This window comes from Streptomyces tagetis (genome assembly GCF_018069565.1).
GTDB lineage: Bacteria > Actinomycetota > Actinomycetes > Streptomycetales > Streptomycetaceae > Streptomyces > Streptomyces tagetis.
Genome location: NZ_JAGPNL010000001.1, coordinates 459,016 through 474,802 on the forward strand (window position 1 = coordinate 459,016; position 15,787 = coordinate 474,802).

Sequence of the window (15,787 nt, forward strand, 5' to 3'; positions counted from 1 at the left end):
CGGCCCGCACCGCACCCCCGTACCGGACTCGCACCGACCCAGGGACCAAGGGAGCAACCGTGAAGAACGCAGGACACCTCTCGCGCCGCCAGATCCTCGCCGCCGCGGCCTTCGCCGGCCTCGCCACCCTCGCCGGCTGCGGCGGCGACGGACCCGACGACGCCGACGACCTGGCGAAGAAGCGGGACGGCGCGATGAAGGAGTACCGGACCGGGCAGCAGTTCACCGCGTCCGAGCCGCTCACCTTCTCCCTGCTCAACCTCAGCAACCCGGTCTACCCGCCCCAGGCCGACTGGCTCTTCTGGAAGGAGCTGACCCGGCGCACGCGCGTCACCCTCAAGACCACCGACGTCCCCTACAGCGACTACGAGAAGAAGCGCAGCCTCCTCATCGGGGCCGGCGACGCCCCCCTGCTGCTCCCCAAGACCTACCCCGGACAGGAGACCCCCTTCGTCTCCTCCGGCGCCATCCTCCCGGTCAGCGAGTACGTCGAGCTGATGCCCAACTACCGCGACAAGGTGCGCAGATGGAAGCTGGAGCCCGAGGTGGACTCGCTGCGCCAGTCCGACGGCCGCTACTACCTCCTGCCCGGCCTGCACGAGAAGGTCAAGTCCGGCTACTCCCTCGCCCTGCGCACCGACGTCCTCGGCCGGCTCGGCCTGGCCCTGCCCACCACCTGGGACGAGGTCGCCGACGTCTTCCGCGCGATCAAGTCCGAGTACCCCGGCCGCCACCCCTTCTCCGACCGCTGGAACCAGCCCGAACCCGCCGGCGCCCTCCTCCAGAGCCTCGGCCAGGCCCACGGCGTGCGGGCCGGCTGGTCCTACCTCAACGCCGGCTGGGACGCCGAGGCCGGCCGGTTCGTCTTCACCGGCGCCACCGACGGCTACCGGCGGGTCGTCGAGTACCTGCGCACGCTCGTCGACGAGAAGCTGGTGGACCCCGAGGGCTTCACGCAGAGCGACGACGACGCGGTCAAGAAGCTGCTCTCCGAGAAGTCCTTCGCCATCAGCGCCAACCCGCAGGAGCTGGTGCAGAACTACCGCTACAACCTGGAACGCCAGGTCAAGGGCGCCACCATCGAGATGATCCCGGTGCCGATCGGCCCGGCCGGGCCCGTGGTGCTCGGCGGCTCGCGGCTGGAGAACGGCATGATGATCTCCAGCGCCGCGCGGAAGCGGGACGACTTCGTCGCCCTGATGCAGTTCGTGGACTGGCTCTGGTACTCCGACGAGGGCCAGACCTTCGCCCGCTGGGGCGTCGAGGGCGTCACCTACACCCGCGACGGCGGCACCTACCGGGTCGCCGACGGCATCAGCCTCATGGGCTCCAACCCCGACGCCCCCAAGGACCTCCAGAAGGACTTCGGCGTCTACAACGGCGTCTTCTCCTACGGCGGGAGCTGGGAACTGGTCTCCTCCGCCTTCGGACCGGACGAGAAGACCTTCCAGGACGCCATGGCCCAGCGCCGCGAACTCCCCGTCGACCCCGCCCACCCGCTCGGCGCCGACGAGCAGGAGCAGGCCACCCTCTGGGACACCCCGCTGCGCGACCACGTCCGGCAGAACACCCTCCGCTTCATCCTCGGCAAACGCCCGCTGACCGAATGGGACGCCTACGTACGCGAGTTGAAGGCCAAGAACATGGACCGGCTGATCGACCTGCACAACAAGGCCCACCAGCGCTTCCGCAAGGAACACGGATGATCCGCGTCCCCGCCGAGAGCCCCGGGCCCTTCCCCGACGCCTGGCGGTACTGCGTCGGCACCGGCCGCCTCGACCTCGCCCTGCGCCGCGACTACCAGGACTCCCTCGCCCTGGTCCGGCGCGAGATCGGCTTCGGCCATCTGCGCGGCCACGGACTGTTCAGCGACGGCATGGGCATCCACCGCCCCTACACCCACCGGGGCGCCCGGCACGTCCACCACTCCTTCACCCACCTCGACCAGGTCGTCGACGCCTGCCTCGCCGCCGGCATCCGCCCCTTCCTCGAACTCGGCTTCATGCCCAGCGCGTTGGCCGGCGGCGACGACACGGTCTTCTGGTGGCGCGGCAACATCACCCCGCCCCGCGACACCGCCGAGTGGACCGCGCTGGTCCGCGCCACCCTGACCCACCTCGTCGGCCGCTACGGAGCCGAGGAGGTGCGCACCTGGCCCGTCGAGGTCTGGAACGAACCCGACCTGCCCCAGTTCTGGCGGGACGCCGACGAGGACGCCTACCACCGGCTCTACGAGGCCACCGCGCACGCCGTCAAGGAGGTGGACGCCGCCATCCCGGTCGGCGGGCCCGCCCTCTCGCCGGGCGCGCGGGGCTGGCTGGAGCGGTTCGCCGAGTTCGCCGAACGCCGGGACGTGCCCGTGGACTTCGTCTCCCGGCACGCCTACACCTCCGGGCCCGCCCAGCACGTGCCGTTCGGCGTGCACCAGACCCTCGCCCCGGCCGGCCGGCTCCTCGACCAGTTCGCCCAGCCGCGCCGCGCGCTGGCCGGCACCCGGCTCGCCGGAGCACCGGTCCACATCACCGAGTTCAACTCCTCCTACCGGCCCGACAACCCCGTCCACGACACCGCCTTCCACGCCGCCTACCTCGCCCCGGTCGTCGTGGCAGGCGGCGACCACGCCGACTCCTTCGCGTACTGGACCTTCTGCGACGTCTTCGAGGAGACCGGCATCCCCACCGCCCCCTTCCACGGCGGCTTCGGGCTCCTCACCCACCGGCAGATCAGGAAACCCGTCTACCACCTGTACGCCTTCCTCGCCCGGATGGGCCCCGACCTGCTGACCCGCGGCGACGACCACCTCGTCACCCGCCACCGCGACGGCCGCGTCACCGTCCTCGCCTGGGCCCCCGTCGACCCGACCGGCACGTCCCCCGTCCCCGCCCGGCACCCCCTGCGCCTCTCCGTGCCGCTCGGCGCCCGGGGGCGCGGCGAGGCGTTCGTCCGGCGGCTCGGCGTGGACGAGGAACACGGCAACGCCTACGCCGCCTGGCGCCGCATGGGCAGCCCCCGCTCCCCGAGCCCCCACCAGCTCGACGTCCTGCACGAGGCCGCCGAACCCGCCCGCTCCCACCGCCGCCTGCCGGTGACCGGCGGCCGGGTCGACCTGCCGCTGACCCTCGCCCGGCACGAGGTCGCCTTCGTCGAACTGACCCGCGTCAGCGACGAGACGCCGCCCTGGTGGGACGAGCGGCGCCTGCTCGGCCGGGACCCGGGGTGAGCACCGCCCCGGCGGGAGCGCCGGCGGTGCCGGGACCCCGCGACCGTCACCTCGACCCGGCGGCCGGCACCTTCGGCACCGGTGCCCTCTCCCGCGCCGCCGCCCTCGTCCACACCCTGCTCACCGTCGAGGGGCTGCTGCTCCTGTCCGCCGCCCCCGGCCTCGCCGGACTCCTCCTGCTCGCCCCCGACCCCGCCAACCTCCCCCTCGCCGCCCTCTGCCTGCTGCCCCTGGGCCCCGCGGCCTCCGCCGCCCTCTACGCCCTCCACCACCGCGGCACCGACCTCACCGACCTCCACCCGGCCCGCGCCTACCTGCGCGGCTGGCGGCTCAACGCCCGCCCGGCGCTCGCCCTGTGGGCGCCGCTGCTGGCCTGGCTCACCGTCGTCGCCTTCACCCTCACCCACTTCGCCGCCACCGGACTGCCCCGCTGGTGGGCCGGGCTGCTCGCCGCCGCCGGCGCGGGCGGCCTGCTGTGGGGCGCGCACGCCCTTGTCCTCACCTCGCTCTTCGCCTTCCGCGCCCGCGACACCGCCCGCCTCGCCCTGCGCGCCCTGACCCGCCACGGCCGCGCCACCCTCGGCGCCGCCGCCCTGCTCCTGCTGACCGCGGCCCTGACCGCCCGGCTCACCGAGGCCCTGCCCGCCCTGCTCGCCGCCCCGCTCCTGCTCTGCCTGCTGCACACCGGACGCCGGATGACCGCCGAGACCGAGGAGGACTTCACCGCATGACCGCGCCCCGCACCCCCGGCATCGCCCACGGCGGCGACTACCACCCCGAGCAGTGGCCCGAGCACGTCTGGGACGAGGACCACCGCCTCTTCACCCTCGCCGGCATCGACACCCTCACGGTCGGCGTCTTCGCCTGGTCCCTCACCCAACCTGCCGAGGACACGTACGACTTCACCCTCCTGGACCGCGTCCTGGACCGCGCCGCCGCCGAGGGCCGCCGGGCCTGCCTCGGCACCGGCACCGCCGCCCTCCCGCCCTGGCTCGCCCGCCGGCACCCCGAGGTCAACCGCACCGACTTCGAGGGGCGCCGCCACCGCTACGGCCAGCGCCACAACTTCTGCCCCAGCTCACCCGCCTACCGCGACGCGTCGGCCGCCCTCGCCTCCCGGCTCGCCGAACGCTACGCCGACCACCCCGCCCTGCTCGCCTGGCACATCAACAACGAGTACGGCGGCGCCTGTTACTGCGACCTGTGCGCCGACGCCTTCCGCGGCTGGCTCACCGAGCGCTACCAGAGCCTCGACGCCCTCAACGACGCCTGGTGGACCACCTTCTGGTCGCACCGCTACACCGACTGGGACCAGATCGAGGTGCCCAGCGCCCTCACCGAGCACTGGCGCGGCCCCGACCACACCGCCTTCCAGGGCATCACCCTCGACTACCACCGCTTCACCACCGACGCGCTGCTCGGCTGCTTCCTCGGCGAGAAGGAGGCCATCCGCGCCCACGACCCCGACACCCCCGTCACCACCAACCTCATGGGCCTCTACCGCCCCGTCGACTACCACCGCTGGGCGCCCCACCTCGACTTCGCCTCCTGGGACAACTACCCGCCCCTCGACGCCCCGCCCACCCGCGCCGCCCTCGGCCACGACCTGGTGCGCGGCCTCAAGGACGGCGCCCCCTTCTGGCTGATGGAACAGACCCCCTCCACCACCGCCTGCCGGGACGTCAACCCGCTGCGCCGCCCCGGCGAACTGCGCCTCGCCACCTGGCAGGCGATCGCCCACGGCGCCGACGCCGCCCTCTGGTTCCAGCTCCGCGCCTCCCGCGGCGCCTGCGAGAAGTACCACGGCGCCGTCATCGGCCACGCCGGCCGCGCCGACACCCGCGTCTTCCGCGAGGTCGCCGCGCTCGGCGCCGAACTCGCCTCCCTCGGCGGCCTCACCCTCGGCGCCCGCACCCCCGCCCGCACCGCCCTGCTCTTCGACTGGGACAGTTGGTGGGCGCTGGAGACCTCCGACGGCCCCTCCCGCCTGGTCCGCTACCCGGACGTCGTGCACGCCTACTACCGGGCCGCCCGCGAGGCCGGCGCCGACGTCGACGTCGTCCCCGTCACCGCCGACCTGACCCGCTACGAGGTGGTCCTCGCCCCCGTCCTGCACCTGTTCCCGGACGGCCTCGCCGAACGCCTGGAGGAGGTCGCCCGGCGCGGCGGCACCGTCCTCGCCACCTTCCTCACCGCCCGCTGCGACCCGTACGACCGCGCCTTCCCGGCCGACGTGCCCGGACCGCTCGCCCCGCTCATGGGCATCCGCGTCGACGAGTGGGACGCCCGCCCCGCCGACGTCGCCCACCCCGTCGACCTCGGGGAGGTGCGCGCCGACGCCCGCCTCGTCTTCGAGATCGTCCTCCCGCGCGGCGCCGAGCCGGTCGGCACCTACGGCGCCGACTTCTACGCCGGCACCCCCGCCGTCACCCGCCACCGCCACGGCGCCGGAGAGGGCTGGTACGTCGCCACCGCCCTCGACCAGCCCGGCGTCGACCACGTCGTGCGCCGCGTCCTCGCCCGGCACCGCCTCCTCGGCCCGTACGCCGCGCACCCCGGCATCGAGACCGCGGCCCGCGTCACCCCCGACGGCACCCGGCTCCTCTTCGTCCTCAACCACCACACCGCGCCCGCCCGGCCGCCCGCCCACGCCGCCGTCACCGACCTGCTCACCGGACGGCGCCACGCGGCGGGCGAGCCGCTCGCCCTCGATCCGCTCGGCGTGGCCGTGCTACGCCCTCAGTAGACGGTCCGGCCCCGCTCGTCCGGCACCCCCGACTTGCGCAGGAAGTAGCTGTTGACCTGGTCGCGCCACTCCCGGGCGCACCGCACCTGCTCCTCGAAGAGGTCCGCCACGCGCGCGTGGCGCGCGGGGGCGACCAGACCGGCGAGGCCCGCCCACACCCGGCGGGCCTCCTCGGCCTCCGCCACGCCCTCGAAGTGCGTGTCGTAGATGTGCTGGATCACCGTCTTCCCGCTGCGCAACACGTGCCCGTACGGGACGTGGTGGAAGAAGAGCAGCAGCTCGTCGGGGCAGGTGTCCGGCGACTCGTACACCGTCGCCCACGGCTCGGCGTACTGGGCCGCGAAGCCGGTGCCGCGCGCCGCGCCGCGGTCGACGCCGACGCCGTCGCGGTCGGCGAAGTGGTAGGTGCCCCAGGGGCTGTACTCGTAGCCGTCCACGCCCGGCCCGTAGTGGTGCCCCGGCTGCACCATGAAGCCGACCCCGAGCGGCGCCGTGTACTTCTCGTACGTGTGCCAGGAGCTGTCCAGCACCGCGTGCAGCCCCTCGGCGAGCCGGGCCGGCGCCCCGGGGTGGGTCAGCGCGATCCACTCGTCCAGGACGGCGCCCGGCTCCGCGCCCGGGTCCCAGGCGAGCCGCCCGAAGGTGTACAGGTTGGCCTGGGCGAGGGGGTGCCCGGTCCAGAACGGGTCGTCGCCGGCGTTGGAGACCGCCACCAGGGCGTCGGCCAGCCGCCCCGCGGCCCGCTCGCCGTCGGGCCGGAAGCGCAGCACCTCGCTCCACATCGGCCCCAGCCAGCACACGTGCCGCTGCTGCCCGGTGTACTCCTGGGTGGCCTGCACCTCGATCGCCAGGCGGGTGCGGGGCATCGCGCCGATCAGCGGCGATACCGGCTCGCGCACCTGGAAGTCCATCGGGCCGTGCTTGACCTGGAGCACCGCGTTGGGCGCGAACGCGCCGTCCAGCGGCACGAAGTGGTCGTGGGCCGCGCGGGCCCGGTCGGTGCTCCGGTCCCGCCAGTCCTGCCGGTGGTCGTAGACGAACGCCCGCCAGTGCACGGTGCCGCCGTGCGGCGCGAGCGCCCCGGCCAGCGCGTTGGCGCCGTCGGCGTGCGTGCGCCCGTAGGCGAACGGGCCCGGCTGCCCCTCGGAGTCCGCCTTCACCACGTACCCGCCGAAGTCGGGGATGGCCGCGTACACCCGCGCGGTGGCCTCGGCCCACCAGGCGCGCACCCGCGCGTCCAGCGGGTCGGCCGTCTCCAGCCCGCCCAGGACCACCGGCGCGGCGAAGGTGACCGACAGGTGGGTGCGGATGCCGTACGGCCGCAGCGTGTCGGCGAGCCGGGCGACCTCGCCGATCCGGTCGGTGAGCAGGCGGGCCTCGGTGGCGTGCACGTTGACGTTGTTGACGGCGACCGCGTTGACGCCGCAGGCGGCGATCAGCCGGGCGTAGGCGCGCACCCGGTCCAGGCCGTCGCGGGCCCGGCCGTCGGCCCAGAACAGGGAGCCGCCCGCGTAGCCCCGCTCGACCTGGCCCATCACGGGGTGGACGGCCACGTTGTCCCAGTGGTCCAGCATGCGCAGCGCGAGCGCCGGGCGGTGCTCCTCGGGCGCGCGGTCGCCGCGGAAGGCGTCCTCGCCGAGCCGGACGACGTGGAAGAGGCCGTGGAGCAGCCCGCGGTCGCCCTCGGCGGTGACGGTGGTGGTGCCGTCCCGGCGGGCCAGGGTGTAGCCCTCACCGCTGCCGCCGTCGGCCTCCAGCACCAGGTCGGCGTCGTCCGGGGCGCCGGAGAGCACCGCGCCGCCGTGCCGGCGGCAGGCGTCGGCCACCTCGGCGGCCACGGTGTCCACGAGGGGTCCGGTGCCGCGGACCAGGACGCGGCGGGAGCCGAGCGGGCGGAAGACCTCGGGCGGCAGCCAGGCCGCGTCGGCCTCCACGGCGTCAGCCGTCCGTTCGCGGCGTCGGCGTCCGGGGCGGCTTCGGCCCCGGTGCCCGCGTCCGTGCCGGCCTCCCGTGGGGTGTGGGCCCGCCGTTCCGCGCGTGCGTCCGCATGTGTCCGCTCCCCTTCACGGACCCGCCGGCCGGCGTCCGCGCGCCCATTGTGGGGCATCGCCCGCCCCCGGGGAATGGGGCGTGAAAGGGCGGGCCCCGGTCGCAACCGGAGCCCGCCGCAGGGGAGTTGATGGATCAGGCGAGCAGTTCCACCTCCGCCAGGGTGTGCGTGCCGTCCAGGACCAGCCGGTATCGGCCGTACGTGCCCGGCGAGGCGATCGTGAACGCCCTGGTCTGCCGGTCCCAGGCGAAGGACTCGCCTGAGCGCCGGTCGAGCGTGCGCCAGGTGGTGCCGTCGTCGGAGCCCTGGAGCGTCCAGCCGGACGGTGCCTTGGCCCGGTCCGCGGGCGAGGTCAGCGTGTACTGGACCGCCTTCACCTTCCCGGTCACCGGCAGGTCCACGGAGCCGGCGGCGGCCTCGGTCGCGGAGGTGTCGTCGAAGAGGGCGCCGCCGCGGGTGAGGGCGTCGGTGCGCGGGGCGGGCACCCGGTCGTCCTGGGTGACGGAGACCGGGGCGGCGTTCTTCCCGGTGCCCCACGTGGACGGCCGCGGGCCCATGGCGAACTCCAGGACCCCGCCCCTGGCGATCAGGTCGTGGGGGAGCGCGGTGGAGTCCCAGCGCTTGCCGTTGACCTTCAGGCCCTGCACGTACACGTTCTCCGTGCTGTTCTTCGGCGCCTTGACGACCAGGGTGCGGCCGTTCTCCAGGTGGACGGTGGCCTTGGTGAACAGCGGGGAGCCGATGGCGTACTCGCCGCTGCCCATCACCAGCGGGTAGAAGCCGAGCGCGGAGAAGAGGTACCAGGCCGACTGCTCGCCGTTGTCCTCGTCGCCGTGGTAGCCCTGCCCGATGTCGCTGCCGGTGTAGAGGCGGGAGAGCACCTCACGGACGTTCTTCTGCGTCTTGTACGGCTGCCCGGCCGCGTCGTACATGTACAGCGCGTGGTGGGCGACCTGGTTGGAGTGGCCGTAGTTGCCCATCCGCACGTCCCGCGCCTCGGTCATCTCGTGGATGACGCCGCCGTAGGAGCCGGCGAACTCGGGGGTGGCCGTCTCCGGCGTGGCGAGGTAGGTGTCGAGCTTCTCGGCGAGCCCGGACCGGCCGCCGTAGAGGTTGGCCAGGCCCCGGCTGTCCTGCGGGGCGGTGAAGGCGTACCCCCAGCCGTTGGTCTCCGTGTAGTCGTACCCCCACACGCGCGGGTCGTAGCGGTCGGAGTCGACGCGCCAGTCGCCCGAGGCGTTCTTGCCCTGGAAGAAGCCGGCCTTCGGGTCGAAGAGGCTGACGTAGTCGCGGGCCCGGTCGAGGAAGTAGGCGGACTCCTCCTGGTAGCGCTTCTGCCCGGTCTCCCGGTACAGCTTCTCGCCCATCTTGGCGATGCCGTAGTCGTTGACGTAGCCCTCCAGCGCCCAGGACAGGCCCTCGTGGGTATCGGTGGAGGTGTAGCCGAGGAAGGGCGAGGTGGACATGCCCTTGCGGCCGACGCCGGAGGACGGGGGCACGACGGTGGCGTTCTTCACCGCCGCGTCGTACGCGGCCTTCGCGTCGAAACGGACGCCCTTGACGTACGCGTCGGCGAAGGCGACGTCCGAGGAGGTGCCGGTCATCAGGTCGGCGTAGCCGGGGGAGGACCAGCGCGACGTCCAGCCGCCGTCCTTGTAGTGCTGCACGAAGCCGTCGACCAGCTCGCCCGCCTTGGTCGGCGTCAGGAAGGAGTACGCGGGCCAGGTGGTGCGGTAGGTGTCCCAGAAGCCGTTGTTGACGTACACGCGCCCGTCGACGATCTTCGCTCCGGTGTGCGTCGGGGTGTCCGCCCCGGTGGCCTTGGAGAACGGCGAGGCGTACCGGTCCTTCCCGTCGACCCGCTCGAAACCGGAGTTGGGGTACAGGTACAGCCGGTACAGGCTGGAGTACAGGGTGGTGAGCTGGTCCTGCGTGGCGCCCTCGACCTCGACGGTGCCGAGCAGCTTGTCCCACTGCCGCTGGGCGTCGCCCCGGACCTTCTCGAACGAGGTGCCCCGCGGCGCCTCCTGGCGCAGGTTCTCCCTGGCCTGGTCGACGCCGATCAGCGAGGTCGCCAGGCGCAGGGTGACGGTGCGGTCCCGGCCCGCGTCGAAGCGCAGCCAGCCGGTGGCGCCGTCCGAGCCGCCCCCGGTGACCTTCTTGTCGAACTCGCCGTACACGAAGAGCCGCGTCGCGCCGGTGGAGAGCCCGGACTTGACGTCCGACCAGCCGCTGACGGTGCCGTTCTCCCGGTCCAGGGTCAGGCCCGCCCGGTCGTTGACGTTGTCGAAGACCACGCTCGCGTCGTCGCCCGGGTAGGTGAAGCGGAGCAGCGCCGCGTGGTCGGTCGGCGCCATCTCGGCCTTGAGGCCGTTCTCGAAACGCACCCCGTAGTAGTGCGGGCGGGCGGTCTCGTTCTCGTGCCGGAAGGGCAGCGCCCGCGCCTCGCGGCCGGTGGCGGGGGTGCCGGAGGCGGCCGAGGGCATCACCTGGAAGGTCTGCCGGTCACCCATCCACGGGCTCGGCTCGTGGCTCGCCGAGAACGCCTGGAGGGTGGGCAGGTTGTCGGCGTTGTTGCCGCGCGCGTAGTCGTAGAGCCAGCTCGTGGAGCCGGCGTTGGTGACCGGGGTCCAGAAGTTGAATCCGTGCGGGACGGCGGTGGCGGGGATGTTGTTGCCCCGCGAGAAACTGCCGCTGGAGTGGGTGCCGCGGGTGGTCAGCACGTGGTCCGAGAGGTGGGCCTTCGGGCGCTCGGGCTCGGCCCGCCGGATGGCCACGTCGTCCAGCCAGCCCCGGAACTTCGCCGGGCCCTTGGGCGAGTCGTAGGCGACCAGGACGCGGTCGACCGTCTTGCCGGCCGCGACCGTGCCGATCGCCGACGTGACGCTGTTCCACTGGTTGACGTAGAGCACCTTGGCGTCGCCCTGACCGCGCGGCGTCAGCGGGAAACCGTGCTGGTCGGCGGCGCCGAGCCGGCTCAGGTAGGTGCCGTCGGTGAAGGCGAGGTCGACGGAGACGTGGGTGGCGTCGTAGTCGAGGTCGCCGTCGGCCATCGACGGGAAGACCTTGTACGACAGCTCGGTGAGCCGGTCCACCCTGACGTCGACGTCGAAGACCTTGTTGTACGAGTACGCCCGCCCGCCGGCGGTGTGCTGCCCGGCGTAGCGCAGCGCGCGGACCCCGGTGAAGCCGGCGCCCGCCTTCGCGGTGGGCGAGCCGGACGGGCCCCGGTCGACGCGGGTCAGCATGTCCGGCGGGACGGTGGTGTCGTCGGAGCCGGTGGAGAACTGCACGTCGGCGAGTTGGAGGATGTCCCCGCCGTTGTTGCGGGTGAACTCCAGCCGGAAGTGCCGGTACTCGCCGGGCTCGGCGAGGTCGTACGTCCGGGTCTGGAAGCGCTGCCCGAAGGACTGGCCGGAGCGGGTGTCGAGGGTCCGCCACTCCTTGCCGTCCGCCGAGCCCTTGAGCGTCCAGTCGGCCGGGTCGCGTTCGGCGTGGTCGTTGGCCGAGGTCAGCGCGTACCGGGCCACGGTGACCGGCCGGTCCAGGTCGAACTCGGCCCAGCCGGTCTTCTCGAACGCCAGCCATTTGGTGCCGGGTTCGCCGTCGACGAGGTTCTCCTTGACCTCGCCGCCGGCGGTGTTCTCGGCGCTGGCCCGGATTCCGGTGACCCGGTCGGTGACGTTGCCGGGTATGCCCGTGGTGTAGCCGCCGTCGACGCCGGAGGCGCGCTTGGCGCCGCCCCGGGTGGTGTCGACGGTGTCGGTCCAGTCCGGTGCCGGGTCGTCAGCCTCGAACGAGGAAGCGAACTCCCGGCCGGGGGCGGCGGGCGCGGTGGGCAGCGCGACCGCCGCCCCCTGTGCCGTCGCCGCCAACGCGAAGGCGGTCGCCGTGACGACCGCCGGACCCCATCTGTGCCGAGCTCTGTAGCGCATGTTCCCGCACCCTCCGTGCGCCTGCCCCGGATATGCGACACCGGGAGATGGACAACGTTGTCAGATTGGAGCGCAAGGACCAGTACGGCGTGAAGGGGCCATTGATGTCAAGGGTGTTGACCGTGGCATCCGGGTCGGACGCAAGCCGGATTTCCTTCCGGGAAGCCTTCGGAGGCCCGTTTTTCCGCCAGGTCTCAACTCGGAAAAGACGTGGGGGGAACCTTGCGTTCGATCTTGCTCCGTCGGCCGGAAGTGGACTATACCTGTCGGCCACCGGTGGAACCGTGGGCCGTCGCCCAAGGCGCCCTCGCAGCACGACATCCGCACTTCCTGCACGACCCAGCGTGACCCGAACGCGGTGCCGGGAGGAATCCGGCGCACCGCCTGAGTCCTGGAGAAGGCGAGGACTTGAGCATGGGAACGATGTCCGCCGAGAACGGTACCGACGGTGTCGGCCGCCGCGATCTGATCAAGCGGTCCGCCGCGCTCGGACTGATCTCCGTACCGGCCATGGGCTTCCTTTCCGCCTGTGCGAGCGGTGGCGGGGACGACCGGAAGAAGGCCGGGGCGGGCAAGAAGACCGCGAAGAACCCCCTCGCCGTCAACGAGACCGCCCCGATGGAATTCGTGCTCTTCGACGGCGGATTCGGCAAGGAGTACGCCGAGGACGCGGTCAAGATCTACGAGACGAACTTCCCCGGCGCCAAGACCAAGTTCTCCGCCACCCAGAAGATCCAGTCCACCCTCCAGCCGCGTTTCAACCAGGGCACCCCGCCCGACCTCATCGACAACTCCGGTGCGGAACAGATGGACATGGGCGTGCTCGTCGGCAAGAACCAGCTCGCCGACCTCACCCCGCTGCTGGACGCCCCCTCCTACGACGACCCGTCGAAGAAGGTCCGCGACACGCTGCGCCCCGGCATCGTGCAGATGGGCCAGTTCGACGGTGAGAAGGTGTGGATTCTCTACTACGCCTACACCGTCTACGGCGTCTGGTACTCGCGCAAGGCGCTCGCCTCGCTCGACGCGGAGTACCCGAAGACCTGGGACGAGATGCTCGCGGTCTGCGAGAAGGCGAAGAAGAAGGGCATCGCCGGCTGGACCTACGCGGGCAAGTACCCGTACTACATCCCGTTCTCGCTCTACCCGATGATCGGCAAGGTCGGCGGCGCCGAGGTGCTCGACGCCATCGACAACCTGGAGCCGAACGCCTGGAAGCACCCCGCGGTCAAGGCGTGCTTCGAGGCGTACTACGAGCTGTACCGCAAGGGGTACGTGCTCAAGGGCACGCCGGGGCTGGACCACATCCAGTCGCAGACCGCCTGGGCCAAGGGCAAGGCGCTCTTCCTCCCCAACGGCTCCTGGGTGGAGAACGAGTCGGCCAACGTCATCCCCGCCGACTTCGACCTGGCCGTCTCGGCCCCCTCGGGCCTGGACGACGGCGACAAGATGCCCTTCGGCACCCTCTGGGCCTCCGGCGGCGAGCCCTTCGTCGTGCCCGCCAAGGCGGCCAACGCCCCCGGCGGCATGGAGCAGTTGCGCATCATGCTGAGCGAGGAGTCCTCGAAGAACTTCACCGGCAAGGTCAAGTCGCTGACCGCGTACAACGGCGGCACCGACGGCGTCGAGCTGACCCCGGGCCTCACGTCCGGTGTGGCGGCGCTGGAGCTGGCCGGCGACAACGTGGTGAACCCGCGGTTGCAGGACTGGTACGTGCAGCTCCAGAAGGAGAAGATCGGCGTCTCCGGCCTCGGCGAGATGATGGCCGGCCGGCTCACCCCGGCCGAGGCGATCAAGAAGATCCAGGGCTTCGCCGACGAGGCGGCCAAGGACTCGTCGGTCAAGCACTACAAGCACCAGTGAGGAAGCGTCACCGGAGCCGGCCCGGCGCCCGCCCGCGCCGGGCCGGACCCGGTGACACCTTCCGCGCTCGGCCGGGGAGGCCCTGGGTATGCAGCACGGCAAGTACCGGTTCATCGTGGGGTTCCTCGCGGTCCCCCTGGGGCTGTACACGCTCTTCGTCGTCTGGCCGTTCGTCCAGTCCATCTACTACTCGTTCACGGACTGGACGGGGCTGAGCCCCGACTTCGAGATGGTCGGCTTCGACAACTACGCCCGCATGCTCGACGACGACATCTTCTGGAAGTCGCTGCTGCACAGTGTGATGTTCGCCCTGCTGGTGCCGCTGGTCACCCTCGGCCTGGCACTGTTCCTCTCCTTCATGATCAACGTCGGCGGGCGGCGCCGCCGCGGCGGACCGGCCGTCACCGGCGTCCGGGGCTCCGGCTTCTACAAGATCGTCTACTTCTTCCCGCAGGTGCTCTCCATCGCGATCGTCGCCCTGCTCTTCGCGTTCGCGTACAACCCCGACAGCGGCGCCATCAACTCGCTGCTGCGCGGCATCGGCCTCGACGGCGTCCAGCCGCTGTGGCTCGGCGACCCCGGCCTCGCGCTGTGGTGCGTGATGGCGGTGCTCGTCTGGTCCACGGTCGGCTTCTTCGTGGTGCTCTTCTCCGCGGGCATGGCCTCGATCCCGGTCGAGCTGTACGAGGCCGCGCTGCTGGACGGGGCGAGCCGCTTCGCCACCTTCTTCAAGGTCACCCTGCCGCTGCTGTGGGACACCGTGCAGTCCGGCTGGGTCTACATGGGCATCCTCGCGCTCGGCGCCGAGTCGTTCGCGGTCGTGCAGATCATGACGACCGGGCCCGGCGGACCGGACTACTCGACCACCGTCATGGTCCTGTACGTGTACCAGAAGGCGTTCCGTGACGGTCAGGCCGCCTACGCCACCACGATCGGCGTCGCCCTGCTCCTCGTCACGCTGGCCTTCGCGGCCGTCGTGATGCGGCTGGGCCGGCGCGAGCGGCTGGAGTACTGAGCAGATGACGACGACCGAGACCCCCGCGCCCCCGCCCGCCGGCTCCGGCGCGGCGACCCCGAAGGACGCCCCCGCCGGCGGCCCCCGGCCGGCGAGGAAGGAGGGCACGACCCTCAACGTCTTCTCCCACGGAGTGCTCGTCCTCTGGGCGGTCATGGTCGCCCTGCCGCTGGTGTGGGCGGTGATGGCGTCCTTCAAGGACGACGCGGCCATCTTCGGCTCGCCCTGGTCGCTGCCCGACAGGCTGCGCTTCGACAACTGGTCCCGGGCCTGGTCCCAGGCCCACATGAGCGACTACTTCCTCAACACCGCGCTGGTGGTGGGCGGTTCGCTCATCGGCACCCTGGTGCTGGGCTCCATGGCCGCCTATGTGCTGGCCCGCTTCGACTTCCCGGGCAACCGGTTCGTCTACTACTTGTTCGTGGGCGGCATGAGCTTCCCGATCATGCTCGCGCTGGTGCCCCTGTTCTACGTGGTGGACAACATGGGGCTGTTGAACACGATCCACGGGCTGATCCTCGTCTACATCGCCTACTCGCTGCCCTTCACGGTCTTCTTCCTGACCGCGTTCTTCCGCACCCTGCCGACCTCGGTGGCGGAGGCCGCGTTCGTCGACGGCGCCTCGCACAGCCGTACCTTCTTCCAGGTCATGCTGCCCATGGCCAAGCCCGGTCTGATCAGCGTGGGGATCTTCAACTTCCTGGGCCAGTGGAACCAGTACATGCTGCCCACGGTGCTCAACACCGACCCCGACAAGCACGTCCTCACCCAGGGCCTCGTGCAGCTCGCCGTCAGCCAGGGGTACAAGGGCGACTGGTCGGGGCTCTTCGCCGGACTGGTCATGGCCATGCTCCCCGTGCTGGCCGCGTACATCGTCTTCCAGCGCCAGGTCGTCACCGGCCTCACGGCGGGCGCCCTGAAGTAGACCGGCCGGAAACGGCCCGCCCGTACCGTCTCA

Annotated in this window: 9 protein-coding genes; 7 read left to right on the forward strand and 2 right to left on the reverse strand. The window is 72.1% G+C overall.

What is annotated here, in order from left to right:
• Nucleotides 1-59 precede the first annotated feature (59 nt).
• The 4 genes from J5Y05_RS02015 to J5Y05_RS02030 are packed head-to-tail and all read left to right on the forward strand — an operon-like array spanning nucleotide 60 to nucleotide 5,966.
• Nucleotides 60-1,706, forward strand: a complete 1,647-nt coding sequence (locus J5Y05_RS02015) for an ABC transporter substrate-binding protein (protein WP_210867980.1) — start codon at nucleotides 60-62, stop codon at nucleotides 1,704-1,706.
• The gene (locus tag J5Y05_RS02020; RefSeq protein ID WP_210867981.1) at nucleotides 1,703-3,220 is read left to right on the forward strand and encodes a GH39 family glycosyl hydrolase; all 1,518 of its coding nucleotides are present in this window, start codon (nucleotides 1,703-1,705) and stop codon (nucleotides 3,218-3,220) included. Before J5Y05_RS02015 ends, J5Y05_RS02020 begins: the two co-directional genes overlap by 4 nt.
• A gap of 26 nt (nucleotides 3,221-3,246) precedes the next feature.
• The gene (locus J5Y05_RS02025) at nucleotides 3,247-3,951 is read left to right on the forward strand and encodes a hypothetical protein (RefSeq protein WP_210867982.1); all 705 of its coding nucleotides are present in this window, start codon (nucleotides 3,247-3,249) and stop codon (nucleotides 3,949-3,951) included.
• Nucleotides 3,948-5,966, forward strand: coding sequence for a beta-galactosidase (locus tag J5Y05_RS02030; RefSeq protein WP_210867983.1), 2,019 nt, complete (start codon nucleotides 3,948-3,950; stop codon nucleotides 5,964-5,966). The genes J5Y05_RS02025 and J5Y05_RS02030 overlap by 4 nt, the downstream gene beginning before the upstream one ends.
• Here J5Y05_RS02030 and J5Y05_RS02035 read toward each other — a convergent pair.
• A complete protein-coding gene (locus J5Y05_RS02035; protein WP_210867984.1) occupies nucleotides 5,960-7,900 on the reverse strand; it encodes an alpha-glucuronidase in 1,941 nt (646 codons plus the stop codon). The two genes, J5Y05_RS02030 and J5Y05_RS02035, sit on opposite strands and share 7 nt — an antisense overlap.
• A gap of 250 nt (nucleotides 7,901-8,150) precedes the next feature.
• Entirely contained in the window at nucleotides 8,151-11,951 is a 3,801-nt protein-coding gene (locus J5Y05_RS02040) for a GH92 family glycosyl hydrolase (RefSeq protein WP_210867985.1), read from the reverse strand.
• A 414-nt stretch (nucleotides 11,952-12,365) separates the two neighbouring features.
• Between J5Y05_RS02040 and ngcE the strand changes: the two genes are divergently transcribed.
• The 3 genes from ngcE to J5Y05_RS02055 all read left to right on the forward strand — a co-directional run bounded on the left by ngcE (nucleotide 12,366) and on the right by J5Y05_RS02055 (nucleotide 15,754).
• Nucleotides 12,366-13,814 carry an N-acetylglucosamine/diacetylchitobiose ABC transporter substrate-binding protein gene (gene ngcE, locus J5Y05_RS02045; protein WP_210867986.1) on the forward strand — a complete coding sequence of 483 codons (1,449 nt, stop codon included), beginning with the start codon at nucleotides 12,366-12,368 and terminating at the stop codon, nucleotides 13,812-13,814.
• An 88-nt stretch (nucleotides 13,815-13,902) separates the two neighbouring features.
• Entirely contained in the window at nucleotides 13,903-14,829 is a 927-nt protein-coding gene (locus tag J5Y05_RS02050; RefSeq protein ID WP_210867987.1) for a carbohydrate ABC transporter permease, read from the forward strand.
• A 4-nt stretch (nucleotides 14,830-14,833) separates the two neighbouring features.
• Nucleotides 14,834-15,754: a carbohydrate ABC transporter permease gene (locus tag J5Y05_RS02055; protein WP_210867988.1), complete on the forward strand. Its 921-nt coding sequence runs from the start codon at nucleotides 14,834-14,836 to the stop codon at nucleotides 15,752-15,754.
• Nucleotides 15,755-15,787: the final 33 nt, after the last annotated feature.

Excerpts from the sequence above, each read along its gene's own strand:
- J5Y05_RS02020 (WP_210867981.1), top strand. The coding sequence starts at position 1,703 with ATGATCCGCGTCCCCGCCGAGAGCCCCGGGCCCTTCCCCGACGCCTGG.
- J5Y05_RS02030 (WP_210867983.1), top strand. The coding sequence starts at position 3,948 with ATGACCGCGCCCCGCACCCCCGGCATCGCCCACGGCGGCGACTACCAC.
- J5Y05_RS02040 (WP_210867985.1), bottom strand. The coding sequence starts at position 11,951 with ATGCGCTACAGAGCTCGGCACAGATGGGGTCCGGCGGTCGTCACGGCG.
- ngcE (WP_210867986.1), top strand. The coding sequence starts at position 12,366 with ATGGGAACGATGTCCGCCGAGAACGGTACCGACGGTGTCGGCCGCCGC.
- J5Y05_RS02050 (WP_210867987.1), top strand. The coding sequence starts at position 13,903 with ATGCAGCACGGCAAGTACCGGTTCATCGTGGGGTTCCTCGCGGTCCCC.
- J5Y05_RS02055 (WP_210867988.1), top strand. The coding sequence starts at position 14,834 with ATGACGACGACCGAGACCCCCGCGCCCCCGCCCGCCGGCTCCGGCGCG.